The organism is Bradyrhizobium sp. 170, from assembly GCF_023101085.1.
Lineage (GTDB): Bacteria > Pseudomonadota > Alphaproteobacteria > Rhizobiales > Xanthobacteraceae > Bradyrhizobium.
In genome coordinates this window covers 9,027,711-9,046,772 of the sequence record NZ_CP064703.1, presented here as the reverse complement: position 1 = coordinate 9,046,772, position 19,062 = coordinate 9,027,711, and the positions used below count along the sequence as shown (strand labels likewise).

Annotated in this window: 18 protein-coding genes; 9 read left to right on the top strand and 9 right to left on the bottom strand. The window is 63.3% G+C overall.

Going from position 1 to position 19,062, the window contains the following annotated elements:
* Positions 1 to 50: 50 nt before the first annotated feature.
* A complete protein-coding gene (gene ggt, locus IVB05_RS42640) occupies positions 51 to 1,730 on the top strand; it encodes a gamma-glutamyltransferase (RefSeq protein ID WP_247782156.1) in 1,680 nt (559 codons plus the stop codon).
* 137 nt (positions 1,731 to 1,867) lie between these two features.
* Here the strand turns inward: ggt and IVB05_RS42635 are convergent, their stop codons facing one another.
* Positions 1,868 to 3,241, bottom strand: coding sequence for a serine protease (locus IVB05_RS42635; RefSeq protein ID WP_247782155.1), 1,374 nt, complete (start codon positions 3,239 to 3,241; stop codon positions 1,868 to 1,870).
* A 159-nt stretch (positions 3,242 to 3,400) separates the two neighbouring features.
* Between IVB05_RS42635 and moeB the strand changes: the two genes are divergently transcribed.
* The gene (gene moeB / locus IVB05_RS42630; protein WP_247782154.1) at positions 3,401 to 4,204 is read left to right on the top strand and encodes a molybdopterin-synthase adenylyltransferase MoeB; all 804 of its coding nucleotides are present in this window, start codon (positions 3,401 to 3,403) and stop codon (positions 4,202 to 4,204) included.
* A gap of 18 nt (positions 4,205 to 4,222) precedes the next feature.
* On the opposite strand, the gene IVB05_RS42625 is transcribed toward moeB, so the two are convergent.
* Positions 4,223 to 5,218, bottom strand: coding sequence for an aldo/keto reductase (locus IVB05_RS42625; protein WP_247782153.1), 996 nt, complete (start codon positions 5,216 to 5,218; stop codon positions 4,223 to 4,225).
* Between the two features lie 120 nt (positions 5,219 to 5,338).
* On the opposite strand from IVB05_RS42625, the gene IVB05_RS42620 reads away from it, so the two are divergent.
* On the top strand, positions 5,339 to 6,253 hold the full coding sequence (locus IVB05_RS42620; RefSeq protein WP_247782152.1) for a LysR family transcriptional regulator: 915 nt from the start codon (positions 5,339 to 5,341) through the stop codon (positions 6,251 to 6,253).
* A 112-nt stretch (positions 6,254 to 6,365) separates the two neighbouring features.
* Here IVB05_RS42620 and IVB05_RS42615 read toward each other — a convergent pair whose 3' ends face one another.
* Positions 6,366 to 7,367: a D-glycerate dehydrogenase gene (locus IVB05_RS42615; RefSeq protein ID WP_247782151.1), complete on the bottom strand. Its 1,002-nt coding sequence runs from the start codon at positions 7,365 to 7,367 to the stop codon at positions 6,366 to 6,368.
* A 344-nt stretch (positions 7,368 to 7,711) separates the two neighbouring features.
* Between IVB05_RS42615 and IVB05_RS42610 the strand changes: the two genes are divergently transcribed.
* A complete protein-coding gene (locus IVB05_RS42610; RefSeq protein ID WP_247782150.1) occupies positions 7,712 to 8,236 on the top strand; it encodes an SH3 domain-containing protein in 525 nt (174 codons plus the stop codon).
* Positions 8,237 to 8,378: 142 nt separating this feature from the next.
* Here the strand turns inward: IVB05_RS42610 and irrA are convergent, their stop codons facing one another.
* The gene (gene irrA, locus IVB05_RS42605) at positions 8,379 to 8,870 is read right to left on the bottom strand and encodes an iron response transcriptional regulator IrrA (RefSeq protein ID WP_276578736.1); all 492 of its coding nucleotides are present in this window, start codon (positions 8,868 to 8,870) and stop codon (positions 8,379 to 8,381) included.
* 333 nt (positions 8,871 to 9,203) lie between these two features.
* Here irrA and fabA point away from each other — a divergent pair, with 333 nt between their 5' ends.
* From fabA to fabV, 3 genes are all read left to right on the top strand, one after another.
* Positions 9,204 to 9,725, top strand: coding sequence for a 3-hydroxyacyl-[acyl-carrier-protein] dehydratase FabA (fabA, locus tag IVB05_RS42600; RefSeq protein WP_247782149.1), 522 nt, complete (start codon positions 9,204 to 9,206; stop codon positions 9,723 to 9,725).
* Between the two features lie 67 nt (positions 9,726 to 9,792).
* Entirely contained in the window at positions 9,793 to 11,016 is a 1,224-nt protein-coding gene (fabB, locus tag IVB05_RS42595; RefSeq protein WP_247522073.1) for a beta-ketoacyl-ACP synthase I, read from the top strand.
* Between the two features lie 84 nt (positions 11,017 to 11,100).
* Positions 11,101 to 12,270, top strand: coding sequence for an enoyl-ACP reductase FabV (gene fabV, locus IVB05_RS42590; protein ID WP_247782148.1), 1,170 nt, complete (start codon positions 11,101 to 11,103; stop codon positions 12,268 to 12,270).
* Between the two features lie 160 nt (positions 12,271 to 12,430).
* On the opposite strand, the gene IVB05_RS42585 is transcribed toward fabV, so the two are convergent.
* From IVB05_RS42585 to IVB05_RS42570, 4 genes are all read right to left on the bottom strand, one after another.
* A complete protein-coding gene (locus IVB05_RS42585; protein WP_247782147.1) occupies positions 12,431 to 13,027 on the bottom strand; it encodes a glutathione S-transferase family protein in 597 nt (198 codons plus the stop codon).
* 175 nt (positions 13,028 to 13,202) lie between these two features.
* Positions 13,203 to 14,015 (bottom strand): hypothetical protein, encoded by an 813-nt coding sequence (locus IVB05_RS42580; RefSeq protein ID WP_247782146.1) that lies wholly within the window; start codon positions 14,013 to 14,015, stop codon positions 13,203 to 13,205.
* A 27-nt stretch (positions 14,016 to 14,042) separates the two neighbouring features.
* The gene (locus IVB05_RS42575; RefSeq protein ID WP_247782145.1) at positions 14,043 to 14,945 is read right to left on the bottom strand and encodes a hypothetical protein; all 903 of its coding nucleotides are present in this window, start codon (positions 14,943 to 14,945) and stop codon (positions 14,043 to 14,045) included.
* 15 nt (positions 14,946 to 14,960) lie between these two features.
* A complete protein-coding gene (locus tag IVB05_RS42570) occupies positions 14,961 to 15,416 on the bottom strand; it encodes a GNAT family N-acetyltransferase (RefSeq protein ID WP_247782144.1) in 456 nt (151 codons plus the stop codon).
* Positions 15,417 to 15,526: 110 nt separating this feature from the next.
* Here IVB05_RS42570 and IVB05_RS42565 point away from each other — a divergent pair, with 110 nt between their 5' ends.
* Entirely contained in the window at positions 15,527 to 15,787 is a 261-nt protein-coding gene (locus IVB05_RS42565) for a hypothetical protein (protein WP_247782143.1), read from the top strand.
* 25 nt (positions 15,788 to 15,812) lie between these two features.
* On the opposite strand, the gene IVB05_RS42560 is transcribed toward IVB05_RS42565, so the two are convergent.
* Positions 15,813 to 16,739 (bottom strand): LysR substrate-binding domain-containing protein, encoded by a 927-nt coding sequence (locus tag IVB05_RS42560; RefSeq protein WP_247782142.1) that lies wholly within the window; start codon positions 16,737 to 16,739, stop codon positions 15,813 to 15,815.
* A gap of 102 nt (positions 16,740 to 16,841) precedes the next feature.
* Here IVB05_RS42560 and katG point away from each other — a divergent pair, with 102 nt between their 5' ends.
* Entirely contained in the window at positions 16,842 to 18,992 is a 2,151-nt protein-coding gene (katG, locus tag IVB05_RS42555) for a catalase/peroxidase HPI (protein WP_247782141.1), read from the top strand.
* Positions 18,993 to 19,062 lie beyond the last annotated feature (70 nt).

Here is a 19,062-nt window from a genome sequence, read left to right as displayed (position 1 = left end):
GGCGGTGCATTTGCGCCCGATGAAACCACAACAAGAAGCGGAAAAACAACATGACGGGTCATTGGCGGGATCGCGCAGCCACCGGTTTTCAATGTCAGAAGCGGCCGGCGACCGGGAGCCGCGGCATGGTGGTCAGCAATCATCCGCTGGCATCGAGCGCGGGCGCGGAAATGCTGGCGGCCGGCGGCAACGCCATCGATGCGGCAATCGCGACGCTGTTTGCGCTGACGGTGGTCGAGCCGATGATGGTCGGCATCATCGGCGGCGGCATGGCCCATATCCGGCTGGCTGACGGCAGCCACCGCTTCGTCGACGGCCAGAGCACGGTGCCATTGGCGGTCAGACCCGATACCTACACATCGAAACCTGGCTCGGCGCATGACGTGTTCGATACCGTGGGCGATGAAAACCTGACCGGCCCGAAAGCAGTGGCGGTGCCGGGCTCGCTGAAGGCCTGGTGCGAGACGCTGCAGCGGTTCGGCACCATGAGCCTTGCCGACGTCATGCAGCCTGCGATCAGGCATGCCTTGCGCGGTTATGCGGCCACGCCGTACCTGCATGAATGCATTTCCGACAGCGCGAAGGAGATGTTGAAGGACAAGGCGATCTCGGCGATCTATCTGCCCAAGGGGACGCCGCTGAAAGCCGGCGAGCGCGTGGTGCAGTCGGAATATGCGGAGACGCTGCGCTACATTTCGCAGCATGGCGAAGCGGCGTTATATCACGGGCCGCTCGGCGACATTCTCGTCGACTACATGAAGAACAACGGCGGCTTCATCGCCCGCGAGGATCTGGCGACCTACAAGACCGTCGAGCGCCAGCCGATCCGCGCCGATTATCGCGGCTGGCAAATTCTCGGGCCGCCGCCGCCCGCGGCCTCCGGCGTGCACATCGCGCAAATGCTCAACATTCTCGAAGGCTACGATATTGGTGGGCTTGGCTTCGGATCAGCCGCGACAATTCATTACCTCGCCGAAGTGCTCAAGATCGCCTTCGCCGACCGCGCCGCCGCAAGCGGCGATCCCGATTTCATCAACGTGCCGGTCGAACGCCTGACCTCGAAAGCCTATGCCGACGAGCGCCGCCGCGCGATCGATCCCAACCGTGCGCAAGGCTGGGCCGCCGGCGTTGCGCAGCTCGAAAGCGCCGATACCACCCACATGACGGCGGCGGATGGGTTCGGCAACGTGGTCGCGACCACGCAGACCATCAACAATCTGTTCGGTGCAAAAATCCTGATTCCCGGCCTCGGCGCTATCCCGAACAATTACATGAACCTCTACGATCCCCGTCCCGGCCACGCGCTCTCGCTGGCGCCGGGCAAGCGCGTCACCACCTCGATGTCGCCGATGATGGCGCTTCGCGACGGCAAGCTCGTCTACGCGCTCGGCCTGCCCGGGGGAAAGCGGATCTTTCCGAGTGCGATGCAGGCCTTGATCAACCTGATCGATCACGGCATGAGCCTGCAGGAGGCGGTCGAAGCGCCGCGGGTGTGGACCGAAGGCAACGCGCTCGAAGTCGAACTGGCGGTGCCCGACGCTGTTCGCGCCAAACTTGTCTCGATGGGTCACAACGTGCTGGCCGTGCCGACGGTTGCCGGCGGCATGAACGCCATCCAGTTTCACGCGGACGGAACAATGTCGGGCGCGGCCTGCTGGCGCGCGGATGGCACGCCGATCGGCATTGCCGGCCGTCTGGCGCGCGCCGGCGTGCGGTTCGGACTAAGCTGAGAGCCGTACTCAAGCAGCACCAAAGACTGTCATACCCGCGAAGGCGGGCATCCGGTACGCCGCGGCCTATCGGCTCTATCACGAACGTCTCTGGAATACTGGGTCACCCGCCTTCGCGGGTGACGACAGCTGCGGCCTTACTTCCTCACACAGATCACGCGAACGACCGATGTCTTCGCATCGCTCGATCCGTCGGCCGCATTGACGCCGTTGGCCTTGAGAAAATCGCGCAGCGTTTCGCCGGTCACCAGCACGGCCTGCGCCGCCGGTACGCCATTGGCAGGCCCCGCTACCTGAACCGGCTTCAACAGCGCGATGCCGGCAAACCTGCCGTCGCCATCCTGCGCGGGCGCACCGGAAAAGCCGATGGCCGGCGCGGGCGTCAGCGCGATATCGCTGCCGCCGCCAAGCTGGGCCACCGAAGCTTTCACGCTGGTCACGGCGGCGCCGCCGCCCTGGTTCTGCGGATCGGCAATGCCGGTGAGGTCGAGCGCCGTCTTGGTGGCGGCGTTGGCGAGGTTGAGCGCTTTCAGGCCGCGCGCGCCATAGATGCGCAGCAGCGCGAGATCGTGCTCCTTGTCCTCGGCGACGCGATCGGCATTGCCAAAGCCCGCAATCGCGACCGTGAGGCAGCCGTCGGTGATCTGGCGGTCGGCGATGATCGCGCCGTCGTCACTGGCGACGACGCCGGTGCCGTATTCCACGGTCTTGCGCGGAGGAGGCCCGGCTATTTGAGCAGCCGCCGGAAACGCATTGAACGCGCTCGACATCGCGATCACGACCGGTTCCACGGTGTTCTCGGTCGCCTGGTCGTAGAGGATGGTGAGGATGCGGACCTCGTCGCCTTTAAAGGTGCCGCGGAGATAGAATTTCTTCAGGCCCTGCAGGCCGGACAGTACGAAAAAGTCGGGCTTGACCACGGTGTAGTCGATGTTGCGCCCCGGCTCTTTCTTCTCGCGTTCGGCGAGCTTTGCCGTAACGGGGCCGGCTTCCTTGCGCCGCGCCAGTTGAATCTGGATCGTGCCGGTCGGCGACGTCCATTTGGTGCCGTTGGCGTCGCTGGCTTGCTGCGGCACCAGTTTGGTCGGGATCCCCAGCCGCACGCCGGTGAGCGGATCGGTGACGATCTTCCAGCCGACGCTTTCCTGCTTTCGCCTGGCGGTGTCCGCAAGGAGGCCGCGCTCCTGCGAATTGAGCACGCCGGTCGGCTTGGCCCCGCGCAACTTCTGGAATTCCTTGATCGCATTGACCATGCGCTCGCTGACGTCGCCCGTGATGGCGCCGTTGTACTGCCCGACCCAGGCAAGGTCCGACTGCAGCGCCAGCCGCTCGGCCTGCCCCAATGCCTTGGCCGTGTCCTCCGGCTTCTGCAGCGCGGGACGGATCGGTATCGTGGTGACCGGTTTCGCCTTGGCACCGGCCGTAGCGGGTGGCGTCATCTGCGCCCGCGCATCCGAGGCCGCAAAACCCAAGGCCGCGATCATCAATGTTGCCGAAAGCACCGATCTCATGACAAATCCAGAGAATGCCGGGGTGGAACAAGGGAGTGCGCATTGACGTCCCGCCAATTAAGCACATCTGCTTAGTCGGCACCAACCGCGCCCCGGTTCAGGGGGCCGGTTTCCCCTCACCATGAGGGTTGGCCAGCGAAGGAAGGACAGCGCACGACCATGCTGACGGCCGACGAACTCGAACGTTACGCCCGCCATATCGTGCTGCGCGAAGTCGGCGGCCCCGGGCAAACCGCGCTGAAGGAGGCATCCGTGCTGGTGATCGGCGCCGGCGGCCTCGGCGCGCCGGTTCTGATGTATCTGGCGGCTGCCGGCGTCGGCACGCTCGGCGCTGTCGATGACGACATCGTTTCGCTGTCCAACCTGCAGCGCCAGATCATCCACACCACGCCCGACATCGGACGGCGCAAGGTCGATAGCGCCGCCGAAGTGGTTCACGCGCTCAATCCCCATGTTAACTTCGAGGCGCACGCGGTTCGCCTTGATGCTGGGAACGTGATGTCGCTGATCGGCGGCTACGATCTCGTGCTCGACGGCTCCGACAATTTCGAAACGCGCTATCTGGTGTCCGATGCCTGCTTCTTTGCTGGCAAGCCGCTGATCACGGCGGCGCTGGGGATGTTCGACGGATCACTGACCACCATCCGCGCCCATGAGCGCAACGAGCAAGGCGAGTTCAATCCGACCTATCGCTGCCTGTTTCCCGAACCGCCGCCGCCCGGCACCGTGCCGGCCTGTGCGGAGGCCGGCGTCATGGGTGCGCTGGCCGGCATGCTGGGATCGATGATGGCGCTGGAGGCGATCCGCGAGATCGTCGGCTTCGGCGAAAGCCTGGTCGGCCGGCTGGTGATGGTTGACGCCCGCGCGATGCGGTTCGAGACGTTGCGCTACGCGCGCGATCCACAAAACCCGCTCAACGGCGATACGCCTGTCATCACCGATTTGAGCGGGCATGCGGCCTAGCGTTCACCGGCCTTCATCTCACCGCTTCTCGCTATCCATATGCGCGAGCTGCGCCTCGGGATATCGCGCGCCAGCGGCGGCGCCCGGCGGGAAGGCCTTGGCGAGCGCGGCAAGATGCGCGTCCGTCAATTTCACATCGAGTGCTCCGAGCGCCTCGGAAAGGCGGTTGCGGCGACGTGCGCCGACCAGCGGTACGATGTCGTTGCCCTGCGCTGCGACCCAAGCGATGGCGACCTGCGCCGGTGACGCACCAACCTCGGCTGCAATGGAGCGCAGGGAATCCACCAGCGCGAGATTGGCGTCGAGATTGGAGCCCTGGAAGCGCGGGCTCATCTGACGAAAATCCTGCGCAGCGGAGCGTTCCTTCGACCAGTGACCGCTGATCAGCCCGCGCGCCAGTACGCCGTAGGCGGTGATGCTGATTCCGAGTTCGCGGCAGGTTTTCAGGATGTCGCTCTCGATGCCGCGTGCGAGCAGTGAATATTCGATCTGCAGGTCGACGATCGGATGTACGGCGTGCGCCCGACGAATGGTGTCGGAGCCGACTTCGGAAAGGCCGATATGCCTGATCCAGCCGGCTTTCACCATGTCGGCCATCGCGCCGACGGTCTCCTCGATCGGCACGTCCGGATCGAGCCGTGCGGGCCGATAGATGTCGATGGTGTCGACGCCGAGCCGTTGCAGCGAATAAGCGACAAAATTCCTGATCGCGGCAGGGCGGCTGTCATAGCCGAGAAAGCCCTTGTTGGGATCACGCAGCGCGCCGAACTTCACGCTGATCTGGAGATTGTCGCGATTGCGGCCGCTGAGCGCTTCGCGGATCAGCATCTCATTGTGGCCCATGCCGTAGAAATCGCCGGTGTCGAGCAGGGTGATGCCCGCATCGAGCGCGGCGTGGATGGTGGCGATGCTCTCGCTGCGGTCGGCCGGGCCGTAGAAATCCGACATGCCCATGCAGCCGAGGCCGATGGCCGAGACGGTTGGACCTGTCGTGCCGAGTTTGCGCTTTTCCATGGTGGTTCTCCTCGTAATCGGTGGCGGACATTCGCGCCGCGATGACGAGGCTGATATGGGGGATTTGGGTCGCGCCGATAAGCTGGACAATCATAAAAAGCTTGTTCAGTATATTGAACAATGAAAAATTTCGACCTCCGCGACCTCGATGCGTTCGTCGCCGTGGCGCGCACCCGGAATTTCCGTCGCGCCGCGGTCGAGCAGGGCGTCTCCGTCTCGAGCCTCAGCCAGCGGCTGCGCGACATGGAGGAGCGGCTCGGCGTGCGCCTGATGAACCGCACCACGCGCAGCGTCGCACTCACCGAAGCCGGCGAGTTGCTGCTGGCCCGTGTCGGCCCTGCCATGTCGGATGTCGGGGAGGCGCTGGATCAGGTGCGCGGCCTGCGGGCCGTGCCGTCGGGGCGTCTGCGCATCAATGCGCCGCCGCCGGCGATCGATCTGGTGCTGGCGCCGATGGTCGCGCCGTTTCTTGCAGCGCATCCCAAAATCGACATGGAAATCGTTGGCGAGAGTTCGTTCGTCGATATCGTGGCCGGAGGCTTTGACGCCGGCGTGCGCTATGGCGAGCATCTGGCGCAAGACATGATCGCGGTCTCGCTCGGGGCGCCGCAGCGCTACGCGGTGGTGGCCTCGCGCGAATACGTCGCGCGGCATGGGAGCCCGAAACATCCGAAGGATCTGCTGGAACATTCCTGCATCCGTACCCGCTTCGGCAGCGGCGCGATGCTGGATTGGGAATTCGAGAAGGCGGGCCGCGTCGTGAAAGTCTCGCCGCCGCCGAAATTGATCGCGACCTATCTCGGCCTCGCGCTGCGCGCCGTGCATGACGGCACAGGCTTCTGGCTGACGTTCGAGGGCTACGTTCGCTACGGGATCAAGTCGGGCGCGCTGGTCAGCGTGCTCGACGATTGGTGCCCGCCATTTCCGGGGCCGTTTTTGTATTACCCGAGCCGCCGCCAACCGCCGCCGGCGCTCGCCGCGTTCGTGGCCTTTGTCGCGGACTGGCGGAAGCGGGAGCGGCGGAAAAACAGATGATGTCGTAGTCCGGATGGAGCGCGGCGCAATCCGGGACAGTGCGCCTCGCGGATCAAGTTATCCCGGATTTCGCTTCGCTCCATCCGGGCTACAAGGCTTCAGCGATATCAGCTCACAGCATGCTGGGCAGTACGCGGTCCGGCGGCTTGTGGTTGTCGAGGAAGGTTCGGATATTGATGATCACCTTCTCGCCCATCTCGACGCGGCCTTCGATGGTCGCCGAGCCCATATGCGGCAGCAGCGTCACCTTGCCGGCCTTGGCCAGCCGCACCAGTTTCGGATTGACCGCGGGCTCGTGCTCGTAGACGTCGAGGCCGGCGCCGCCGATGTCGCCGGCTTCGATCAGCTTGATCAAGGTGTCTTCGTCGATCACCCCGCCGCGCGCGGTGTTGACGATATAGGCGTCTTTTCGGATCAGCTTCAGCCGCCGCGCCGAGAGCAAATGATAGGTCGCCGGCGTATGCGGACAGTTCACCGAGATGATGTCCATCCGCGCCAGCATCTGGTCGAGGCTTTCCCAATAGGTCGCGCCCAGTTCTTCAGCGATGCGCGGCGCCACTGGACGTCGGTTGTGATAGTGAATCTGCAGGCCGAAGGCGCGCGCCCGGCGCGCCACCGCCTGTCCGATCCGACCCATGCCGACGATGCCGAGCCGCTTGCCGCCGATGCGATGGCCGAGCATCCAGGTCGGCGACCAGCCCGGCCAGTTCTTGCCTTCGGTGAGGATCGATGCGCCTTCGATCAGCCGCCGCGGCACCGCGAGAATCAGCGCCATGGTCATGTCGGCGGTGTCTTCGGTCAAAACCTTCGGCGTATTGGTCACCGTGATGCCGCGCGCATGCGCCGCCGTGACGTCGATATTGTCGACGCCGTTGCCGAAATTGGCGATCATGCGCAGCTTGCAGTCGGGGTGATTGAGCATCTCCTCGCTGATCATGTCGGTGACGGTCGGCACCAGCACGTCGGCCGAACGGCTGGCTTCGGCAATCTGCTGCGGCGTCATCGGTGTGTCGTCGAGGTTCAACGTCGCGTCGAACAGCTCGCGCATCCGGGTCTCGATCGAGTCCGGCAGCTTGCGGGTGACGACGACGAGAGGTTTTTTCTTGACCGACATGTCCTGCTCTCATGAGGGCCGGCAGAAGCGCGCCGTTCAGACCTCATTAACCCGGTTGTTCGACACTGCGATGGCCACGCGGTCCCGGTATCCGGCTGTTTCCTAGGTGAGTCCCTTGGGTTCCCCAATACTTGCCTTGGATTTTCGGCAGAGAATCCGGGCGTTCTGGTTCTTGGCGTTCCGTCCTCTCTATCAGAAGGCCGGGCCAAGACAAGAACCCCTCGGACGTTCGCAAGCCGGGGTGCGGCCAAAGCGGGGCACAGGGGTCTGGGGTTTTTCGGGCGTAGCGGGCGGTTTCAACTCGAAGAATTCGAGTTGCAGGTAGCTCGGCAGGAGACGAGTTGATGGCGTTGGGGCGTTTCTGTTCGGTGGTGGTGCTGGCGGGGTGCTGGCTTTTGGCATCGGTCAGCACAGGGTTTTCGGCCAAGGATTCGGCCACCACGAGCGGCCTGCCGGTGCCGCGATATGTCAGCCTCAAATCCGACCATGTGAATGTCCGGGCCGGCCCGACCAAGGATAACGATGTCGCCTGGATCTATACCCGTTCGGGCCTGCCGGTCGAAATCACCGCCGAATTCGAGAACTGGCGCCGCGTGCGCGATTCGGAAGGCTCCGAGGGCTGGGTCTATCATTCCCTGCTGTCCGGCCGCCGCACTGCGGTCGTCACCATGAAGACCAAGGACGAACTGGCCTCGCTCTATGATCGTCCCGATCCGAGCAGCGCGATTGCGGCCCGCCTGCAGGTCGGCGTCGTCGCCCAGGTCAAGAAATGCACCAATGGCTGGTGCCGCGTGATCGGCAACGGCTTTGACGGCTGGATCGAGCAGCAAAGGCTGTGGGGCGTGTATGCGGATGAGAAGGTGGAGTGAGCGTCACCGTCGTCCCTGCGAACGCAGGGACCCATACGCCGCGGCTTCTCAATGAGGCGCGTAGTCAGACGCCTTCCATCACAACATAGATTTGTGGTTATGGGTCCCTGCCCTAGTGCGTTCGCAGGGACGACGAAAGCGGCTAGCGCTTCTTGCGCAGGCGCACGACCATGTCGACGCGGGCGATTTCGTAGCCTTCCGGCACGTCGGGCATCTTCGACAGCACCAGATGCGGATCGGGAATGTCGACCAGCTCGTGGTTGTTCTCGAGATAGAAGTGGTGGTGCGCGGTGACGTTGGTGTCGAAATAGGTCTTGGTGCCGTCGACCGAAACCTGGCGCAAGAGACCCGCGTCGGTGAGCTGATTGAGCGTGTTGTAGACGGTCGCCAGCGACACCGGGACCTTGGCCAGCGTCGCTTCCTCGTACAGCATTTCCGCGGTCAGATGGCGGGCGCCCTTGCCGAACAGTAGCCACCCCAGCGCCATGCGCTGGCGGGTCGGCCTGAGACCGGCGGCCTGCAGCATTTCGTTGACGTCGTGCCAGGGACAGCCGGTCAACGCCGGCTGATGTCCGGCGGCGCGGGCGGCCGGATCGATACCGTCGTCGTTCACGTTTGAGGCTTGGTCGTTCATGTCCACTTCGGGCACCACGCTTTAACTCTGGCAATAATCTTGCCCAATATAAAAGGAAATCAGGTAGATGCAAGTTTTTCGCAACTAGAACCCGCCCAAGGTAAAGAGGAACCAGCGCGCAAACGCGGCGTTTTAGCCCGTTCCAGTGCTTTGCCGGGCCCTAGTGCCTATGTTACAGAGCGCGCGGACCACATATGCGATTTCGGCAGAGGCTAATGCCGATAGCACCCTAAGTAGCGCCAATTTGCGGGAAACAAGTGTTCTCCCGTAGGGAAACGGGTCCGGTTCGCTCAAAAGCGCTCTATCGGGACACCTTAAGAGAGGCTGGACACCATGCTGGAACGGCGCAGCGGTTATGAATACGAGGACTTGCTGGCCTGCGGCCGCGGCGAGATGTTCGGCCCGGGCAATGCGCAACTGCCGTTGCCGCCGATGCTGATGTTCGACCGCATCACGGAAATTACCGAGAAAGGCGGCGAGTTCGGCAAGGGGCTGATTCGGGCCGAACTCGATGTGAAGCCGGACCTGTGGTTTTTCGGCTGCCATTTCAAGAACGATCCGGTGATGCCGGGCTGCCTCGGCCTCGACGCGATGTGGCAGATGGTCGGCTTCTACCTGGGCTGGGTCGGCGGCGAGGGGCGGGGCCGGGCACTGGGGCTGGGGGAATTGAAGTTCTCCGGCCAGGTGCTGCCGAACGCCCGCAAGGTTGTGTACAACATCGACATGAAACGTGTGATGCGTTCAAAGCTGGTGCTTGGCGTTGCCGACGGCTGGCTTTCCATGGATGGCGAGATTATCTATCGCGCCAAGGATCTGAAGGTCGGGCTGTTCAAGCAGGGCACCGCGCCCACCTGAGCGGCGCGATCACGCGATCAAAATATCTATCTTCACGGACAAACGGAAACGGTAGGGCGAGGCGATCATGAAGCGGGTTGTCATAACGGGGATGGGGATTGTCTCGTCCATCGGAAACAACACCCAGGAAGTGCTTGCGAGCCTTCACGACGCGAAATCCGGGATCACGCGCGCGGATAAATATGCCGAGATGGGCTTCCGTTCGCAGGTACAGGGCGCACCGACGCTTAATCCGGCCGACGTGATCGACCGGCGCGCGATGCGCTTCCTCGGCGAGGGCGCGGCGTGGAATCACATCGCCATGGAGCAGGCGATCCAGGATTCCGGGCTTTCTCCGGAAGAAGTTTCCGACGTCCGCACCGGCATCATCATGGGCTCCGGCGGGCCGTCCGCGCGTACCATCGTGGAAGCGGCCGACATCACGCGAAGCAAGGGCCCCAAACGTGTCGGGCCGTTCGCGGTGCCGAAGGCGATGTCGTCGACGGCGTCGGCCACGCTCGCGACCTGGTTCAAGATCAAGGGCGTCAACTATTCGATCTCCTCGGCCTGCGCGACCTCGAACCATTGCATCGGTAACGCCTATGAGACGATCCAGATCGGCAAGCAGGACGTGATCTTCGCCGGCGGCTGCGAGGAGCTCGACTGGTCGCTGTCGGTCCTGTTCGACGCCATGGGCGCGATGTCCTCGAAATACAACGACACCCCCGCCACCGCCTCGCGCCCCTACGACATCAGCCGCGACGGCTTCGTCATCGCCGGCGGCGCCGGCGTGGTGGTGCTGGAAGAACTCGAACACGCCAAGGCGCGCGGCGCGCGCATCTACGCCGAAGTGGTCGGCTATGGCGCGACATCAGACGGTTACGACATGGTCGCGCCGTCGGGCGAGGGGGCCGAGCGCTGCATGCGCATGGCGCTCGAAACCGTGAAGACCCCGATCGACTACATCAACCCGCACGCGACCTCGACGCCGGCCGGCGATCCCCCGGAAATCGAGGCGATCCGAAAGGTGTTCGGCACCGGCGACAAGTGCCCGCCGATCTCGGCGACCAAGGCGCTGACCGGCCACTCGCTGGGCGCCACCGGCGTGCAGGAGGCGATCTATTCGCTGCTGATGATGAACAACGGCTTCGTCTGCGAGAGCGCCAACATCACCGAGCTCGATCCGGTGTTTGCCGACATGCCGATCGTGCGCAAGCGCATCGACAACGCCAAGCTCGGCACCGTGCTGTCGAACTCCTTCGGCTTCGGCGGCACCAACGCCACGCTGGTGTTCAAGCGGATGGATGCGTGATTTCGTTGTTGCCTCTTCTCGCTCACGGCGAGAGATCGGCAGGCAGCGGATGGTGACTTTGCAACAATCCAGAACGGGGTGGGCATGATTATCGAACCGCGCGTGCGAGGCTTCATCTGCACGACGGCACATCCTGTCGGCTGCGCCAGAAACGTCCGCGATCAAATCGCTTATGTTCTCCGCCAGGGGTCCATTCCGGAGTGCCCCAAGCGCGTCGCCGTGCTGGGGTGTTCAACGGGCTACGGCCTCGCGAGCCGCATTGTTGCGACCTTCGCCGGGGGAGCAGAGACCATCGGCGTGTCACTGGAGCGCGAGCCTTCAGCAAGCAGAACGGGCAGCGCCGGCTGGTACAACAACCGCGCATTCGAGATCGAAGCCCGGAAGATCGGACGATCTCCCCTCACGCTGGAGGGCGACGCCTTCTCCGACGGCATGAAGAAAGACTTCATCAACCGCGTGCGCGAACAGTTCGGACAGCTCGACATGCTGGTCTACAGCATGGCCGCTCCCGTCCGGACCGACCCCGACACGGGCCAGACCTATCGCTCGGCGATCAAGCCGCTGGGTGCTCCTGTCGAAATCAAGACCCTGAACACGGAAACGGGCGAGGTCTTCGAGACGACGATTACGCCGGCGAGTGAGGATGAAGCGGCCGCCACGGTCGCGGTGATGGGCGGCGATGACTGGAAGCGCTGGATCGATCAGCTCGCGGACGCCGGTGTCCTGGCGCCCGGCTTCCGGACGCTCAACTACACCTATATCGGCAGCGAACTGACCTGGCCGATCTACTGGAATGGCACTCTGGGTCGCGCCAAGGTCGATCTCGACCGCAAGGCGGAAGCGATCCGGAGCCGGCTCGACCAGGACGCAGCGCGCGTGGTGGCGCTGAAGGCGGTGGTCACCCAGGCGAGTTCGGCTATTCCGGTGGTGCCGCTCTATGGCACGGTGCTGTTCAAGGTCATGAAGCAACTCAGGCTCCACGAAGGATGCATCGAACAGATCGATCGCCTGTTCCGGACGCGCCTTGGCGGGGGTGTCGAAGTTGACGAGGCCCAGCGCATCAGACTCGACGACTGGGAGCTTTCGCCCGAAGTTCAGGCGGAGGTGTTGCGACGATGGCCTCTGCTCTCGACGGAAACGCTCGGCGAATTGGCGGACCTTGCAGAATACAGGAGCCAATTCCTTCGCCTGTTCGGGTTTGGCATCGATGGCGTCGATTACTCACAGGACGTAGACCCCCGCGTCGTGACGTGACCCGTTCGGGAAGCGGCTCTACTTTGCATGGGGTTGTTTTCGCGATTTTGTTTCGCTGACGCAGTTTCGTAGCCCGGATGGAGCGCAGCGCAATCCGGGGGCGGTGCCGGCGCGTGCGAGAGGCTCCGGGCTGCGCTGCGCTCCATCCGGGCTACTGGTCTCACCCCGCCGCGATCTTCTCCGCGCGCTGGAACGCCGGGCGCGCCACGCAGCGGTCGATATAGGCGTCGAACGACGGCCGCGGCGGCACCATCTTGAACATCCGCACCGCAAAATTCAGCCCGGAGCAGAGCATGATGTCGGCGGCCGAGAATTTCTCGCCGAGAATCCATGGACCCTTTTGCAAGGCAGCATCGAGCACATCGAATGTCTGGGCAGCACTGCCCCACGCCGCCGTGCTCGCCGGCACGTCGAGCTTGGTGAAGAGCTGGATCAGCGCTGGTTCGATGCAGCTCGGCGAAAAGAACAGCCACTGCAGGTATCTCGCCCGCAACGGATCGGTCGTGGCCGGTGCCAGTCCGGTTTCCGGATAGCGGTCGGCGATATAGGCGCAGATTGCGGCCGCCTCGCCGAGCGCGGCGTCACCGTCCTTCAATCCCGGCACCTTGCCCATCGGGTTGATCGCGAGATATTCCGGCGCCTTCTGCGCACCCGTCGAGATATCAGTCAGCACGCGCTCGTAAGGCAGCCCGGTCTCTTCGAGTAGCCAGATCGCGGAGATCGAGCGCGAGCGCGGCGACCAATAAAGCTGGATCATGGGCGGAACCTTTCATCGGCCTAGGACGAACAGCGTCCTGTTTCATTACGCGTCTGCCGCGAATTGGCAACGCACTACGCGTAGGACGAACGCGCGGTGCTCGTAGCGACATATTGGTCAACTTTATTTCGCGCAGCCACTTGGCAAGCAATCTCCGGCGAATTGCCGAGGTCGTTTAGCGCGCGGCTTCCTGTGCCGGACGTCGAAGCATCCCCGGCAGTGTCTTGTCGAGGCTTGCCGTCAGCATCGCGCGCACGCCGTCGCGTAGTACCGGGTTGGCTGCGACGTCGGCAGGCCTTTCCGGAAACATCGCAAGATCCAGCTCGCGAGAGGGACCGCCAAGCGGATTGTGGAGCACGCGCTCGAGATACGTATTCTCGGTCATCATCGCGGGAGCCTCCTTGATCAACTCGAAGGTTCGTCCGTCATAGACCCGGATGTACATCATGGCGAAAAGGTTCGCGTGCCTGCCGAGGTAGTGCTTTGAGATACCAATGCCAAATTCGCGCTGGTTGCCGCCATGCCGGTGCACGAGGACATAACGCTCGCAGTTCATTCCACGCGCAACATACTGAGCGAATTCCCTGATGTTCGTGTCGCGGCCGAAGTGCCAAGCCGGCTTCGGGTGGTTTGCGAGTTCCTCCTTGGTGAAGGGAATTCGCCGCACGGACATGCCGGGCGCTGCGGCCCGAACGCGCGAGACGACCAAATCATCGAGTGCCCACCCGTCCACCGCCACCCGATCGTAGGTGTCGGTGAACGTGAAGGGGCCGAACTTTTCTACAAGAAACAGGTTTCCGGCAATGGGAATGACGCCGATCTGGCACGGCCCGCTCTCAAACGACCTGGCAACGGTCCTGGCCTTTGGCTGAGATTTCCTGGCGGCCGTTGTCGACGACTGCGGCGTCGCTGCCTGCGCCGATTGCGCTTGTGCAAATGAGGGGACGGTAAAGTAGACAAGAAAAATTGCGGCGATGACTGGAATCATTTGTGGCTCGGCGGAATGAGGAGGCGCTCAATCGTTCTTGAGATAATTAGGCAGCACCTGATCGAGCCTTGCCGCAACCAGCGCGCGGGTTCTTTCCCGAAGCATCGCGTTACCTGGAACAGTCGTCGCTGGTTCGGGAAACAGCGAGTTGTCGAGTTTGGTGAGCGGATCTTCGGTCAACCGCAAGCCTTCGGCCAGTCGCGTACCGAGCCCTGCGAACGGGCGGCTGATCGTCTCGTAGTTGCTGCCGTCGAGCAGAGTCAGCCCAACATTGGCGAACAGATGCGAATGCCTGACGAGTGATCCTAGCCCGTGACTGTATGCACCGATTCCGTCAAGCGTGAGTTTGGTGCCCGGCACCTGCCCTTTGAAGCGGGTTACAACAAGATAGCGTTCGCAGTTGGCTGCTGACGTGATGCTTCTGACGATCGCCGGCAGGCCTTCGCGGGGGTCGGGCAAGAATCGTGACGTCGGATGATAGAAGGGCTCGAATGCAGCCTTCGGATAACTGATCCTCCGCACTGCCGGATCAGAGCCGGTCGCCGCGCGTATCCGCGCGACGACGAGATCATCGAGACCCCATCCCTCGATCGTGACCGCGCTCTCCTCGGTCTCAAAGATCGTGAGGCCAAATTTTTGTACGGCAAAGTGGTCCCCGAGCGCCGAAATTACGCCGAGCCTGCAAGGGCCCGTTGCCGCAGCAACCGGTTGCTTCGCGGCGGTCTTGGCTTTGGGGGCCGTTTTCTTCGTAACGGGTTTGGAGGGTGTCGATGCCACCGGGCTCGTCGGTGAAGGCGCTTGGGCCCATCCAGTTGCCGTGAAGCATGAGACGAGGATGACGACGGCAGTGAAGCTACGCAACATGATCCGAAAGAACACAAGTTGATGATGCTGGATGCGAAAACTATAGCTTGTGCGCGCCCTCCGCAAGCGAAGCGATGGATTTCATGCCGGTTTCCGCCACCGATAATATTTCATCATAAAGCCGATCTTCGGCTCGAGCTCTTCCTTCTCGAACACGAAGCCTTCGCGCTCGTACCAGCGCCAGGCTTTTTCATTCTCGCGCACGCAGCGCAGCCAGATTTCGTCAGGCATTTGTTGCCGTGTGAAGGCAAGCAGTTGGCGTCCGAGGCCGTCGCCCTGATACTCGGGCGCAACGAACAATTGATCGAGATAATGGTCGGACAAATGCAGCGTGAGCATCGCCGCCAATTCTCCGTTGTCGTCAGCGACGTAAAGGCTTGAGCCCTTCTCCGCTGCCATCGCAATGCGCGCGCGCAATCTCGCGAGCAGGGCATCGTTGGCGTCCTCAAGCCCGGTCGAGACCCAGCTTGCCATCCAGACCCGGGCGACTGCGTCATATTCGTCCGAGCGGACAGGGCGGATGATGGGCTCAGGCATGGCAATGCTTCCAGGCTTTCTCTTGCGACGGTCGGATTCGAGGCGGCCCGTCCCCCATGAACATGGGAGGACAATGCCGCTCTGCACGGGCATTTTCGGCCGTAACGGCCATGTTCGCAATGCCTCCATGCAAGGCATCCGCGCGGTCGCTTCTCAACAACCGGCTGCAGATATCAGCGGCCTTTGCAGGCGGCGGCGATAGCTTCGTCACCACGACTTTCAGCCAGTCGCCCTGGCTCTATTCGGCAGGCATCGGGCTGGCCTCGAGCGGGGCGGACAATCTGGACCTCAGCATGCGCTACGGCGTGCAAACCAGTCCTTCCGGCTTTCTGAACCAGACGGGATCGTTCACGCTCAGGATAAGACTTTAGCGGCTCGGGCCGTCAGGCCGGTATTTCATTTCCGCGATGACGATTTCGCCTTGCGCGCTTCGCGCAGCGCGTCGGCGGCGAGGCAAACCACTTCGGAGATCTGCGCAAGCTGTCCGGCCAGCGGACTTGTCTTGCGCCACACCATGCCGATGGTTCGCGACGGCTGCGGATTCCTGAAGCGGGCGACCGAGACTGTCGCCGAGCGTGTTTCCACCGTGACCGCCATTTCCGGGATCAGGGTGACGCCGATGCCGGCGCCGACCATTTGAACGAGCGTCGACAGCGAGCTTGCGTCCAGCACTTCCCGCGGCGGCGACTGCATGTTGCAGAACGACAGCGCCTGGTCGCGAAAACAGTGTCCCTCTTCGAGCAGCAAAAGGCGCATCTCGCGCAGCGTCTCGTGGCTCGGCACCGGCGTTCCCTCGTCCTCGCCCGGCCGCACCAGCAGGAAGTTTTCTGAAAAGCACACGACCTCGGTGAGCGAAGGTTCGGATACCGGTAGCGCCACGATCGCCGTATCCAGCCGGCCTTCGACGACCTCCTTGATCAGCTTCGGCGTCAGCGTCTCGCGGACGTGAATGTCGAGCTCCGGATGCATCCGCGCCAGATTCTCGATCACCTTCGGCAGCAGATAGGGCGCAATCGTCGGGATCATGCCGATCCGCAGCCGGCCCGCGAGCCGGTCGCGCGAGGCGCGCGCAAAATCTCCGAGTTCATCGACCGAGCGCAGGATCTCGCGGACGCGCTGGACGATCTCCTCGCCGAACTTCGTCAGCGTGACCTGTCGCGCGCTTCGCTCCAGCAGCACGCCGCCGAGAGTTTCCTCCATTTCCTTGATCTGCATCGACAGCGCCGGCTGCGAGATGGAACACGACTCGGCCGCGCGCCCGAAATGGCCGTGGCGTGCCAGCGCATCGAAGTAGCGGAGCTGTCTGAGCGTCATCTGGATCATCAGGTCATCTTATCGGTTCGATCATTAAAATCAACTTTACCTGATGGGATGCGGTGCTTAGATTGCCTCCAATCTGAACAGGGACCACCCCAGGAGACGACCATGGATGACAAAACCAAATGCCCGTTCACGGGCTCGCGCGGACACGCGAACCGCGACTGGTGGCCGGACGCGCTGGACGTTTCGATTCTCCACCGCAATTCCACTCTGTCCGATCCGATGGGCGAGGCGTTCGACTACGCCAAGGAGTTCAAGACCCTCGACCTCAACGCCGTGGTCAAGGACCTGCATGCCTTGATGACGGAATCGCAGGAATGGTGGCCGGCCGATTTCGGTCACTATGGCGGCCTGATGATCCGCATGGCGTGGCACAGCGCGGGCACCTATCGCATCACGGATGGCCGCGGCGGTGCGGGTGCGGGTCAGCAGCGCTTCGCGCCGCTGAACAGCTGGCCTGACAACGCCAACCTCGACAAGGCACGCCGGCTATTGTGGCCGATCAAGCAGCAATACGGGCGGAAACTCTCGTGGGCCGACCTGATGATTCTTGCCGGCAACGTCGCCCTGGAATCGATGGGCTTCAAGACCTTCGGCTTCGCCGGCGGCCGCGCCGACGTCTGGGAGCCCGAAGAACTCTTCTGGGGTCCCGAAGGCACCTGGCTCGGCGATGAACGCTACAGCGGTGAACGCCAGCTCGCCGAACCCTTGGGCGCCGTGCAGATGGGCCTCATCTACGTCAATCCGGAAGGGCCGAACGGCAATCCGGACCCGCTCGCGGCGGCCAAGGACATCCGCGAAACGTTCTTCCGCATGGCGATGAACGACGAAGAAACCGTCGCCCTGATTGCCGGCGGCCACTCCTTCGGCAAGACCCACGGCGCCGGCGATCCGTCGCTGGTGGGAGCGGACCCGGAAAGCGGTGCGCTGGAGGATCAGGGCCTCGGCTGGAAGAGCAAGCATGGCACCGGCGTCGGCGCCGATGCCATCACCGGCGGTCCGGAAGTCACCTGGACGCAGACGCCGACCAAGTGGAGCAATCTCTTCTTCAAGAACCTGTTCGAAAACGAATGGGAGCTGACCAAGAGCCCGGCCGGCGCCAAGCAGTGGAAGGCGAAAGGCGCGGAAGCCTCGATCCCGGATGCTTACGACACGTCGAAGAAGCATGTGCCGACCATGCTGACCACCGACCTGTCGCTGCGCTTCGATCCGGCCTACGAGAAGATCTCGCGGCGCTTCTACGAGCATCCGGACCAGTTCGCCGACGCGTTCGCACGCGCCTGGTTCAAGCTCACGCACCGCGACATGGGCCCGATCGCGCGCTACCTCGGCCCGCTGGTGCCGAAGGAGACGCTGATCTGGCAGGACCCGATCCCGGCGGTGGATCATCCGCTGATCGGCGAGGCTGATATCGCCGCGCTGAAGGCGAAGATTCTCGCCTCCGGCCTGTCGGTGTCCCAGCTTGTCACGACCGCATGGGCGTCGGCGTCGACGTTCCGCGGCTCCGACAAGCGTGGCGGCGCGAATGGTGCGCGCATTCGTCTTAGCCCGCAGAAGGACTGGGAGGTCAACCAGCCGGCCGAGCTCAAGACGGTGCTCTCGACGCTCGAAGCGATCCAGAAGGAGTTCGGCAAGAAGGTTTCGCTTGCCGACCTGATCGTTCTCGGCGGCAGTGCTGCGGTCGAGAAAGCTGCCAAGGACGCCGGCGTCGACGTGAAGGTGCCCTTCACGCCGGGGCGCATGGACGCGTCGCAGGATCAAACCGATGTCGAGTCCTTCGCTCCGCTCGAGCCGCGTGCCGACGGCTTCCGCAACTTTGTCAGCGGCAAGAAGCATCAGTTCATGGCGCCTGAGGAGGCGTTGGTGGACCGGGCGCAATTGCTGAGGCTGACGGGGCCCGAGATGACGGTTCTCGTCGGCGGCCTGCGCGTCCTCGGCGCGAACGTCGGCGGATCCAAGCACGGCGTGTTCACCAAGCAGCCGGGCACGCTGACGAACGACTTCTTCGTCAACCTGCTCGACATGAGCACGCAATGGCAGCCCGCGGGCTCCGACGGCGCGTATGAGGGCCGCGACCGCAAGACGAATGCGGTCAAGTGGACCGGCACCCGCGTCGACCTGATTTTCGGTTCGCACGCGCAGCTCCGCGCCTTTGCGGAGGTCTATGGATCGGCCGACTCGAAGGAGAAGTTCGCGAAGGACTTTGCGGCGGCATGGACCAAGGTGATGAACCTCGATCGTTTCGAGGTCGCCTGATCCCAGCGACGAGGCACTTGCGCTGTTTGCGCGAGGCCATCCGGAAAAACAAAAAGGGCGGCCGAGGGGC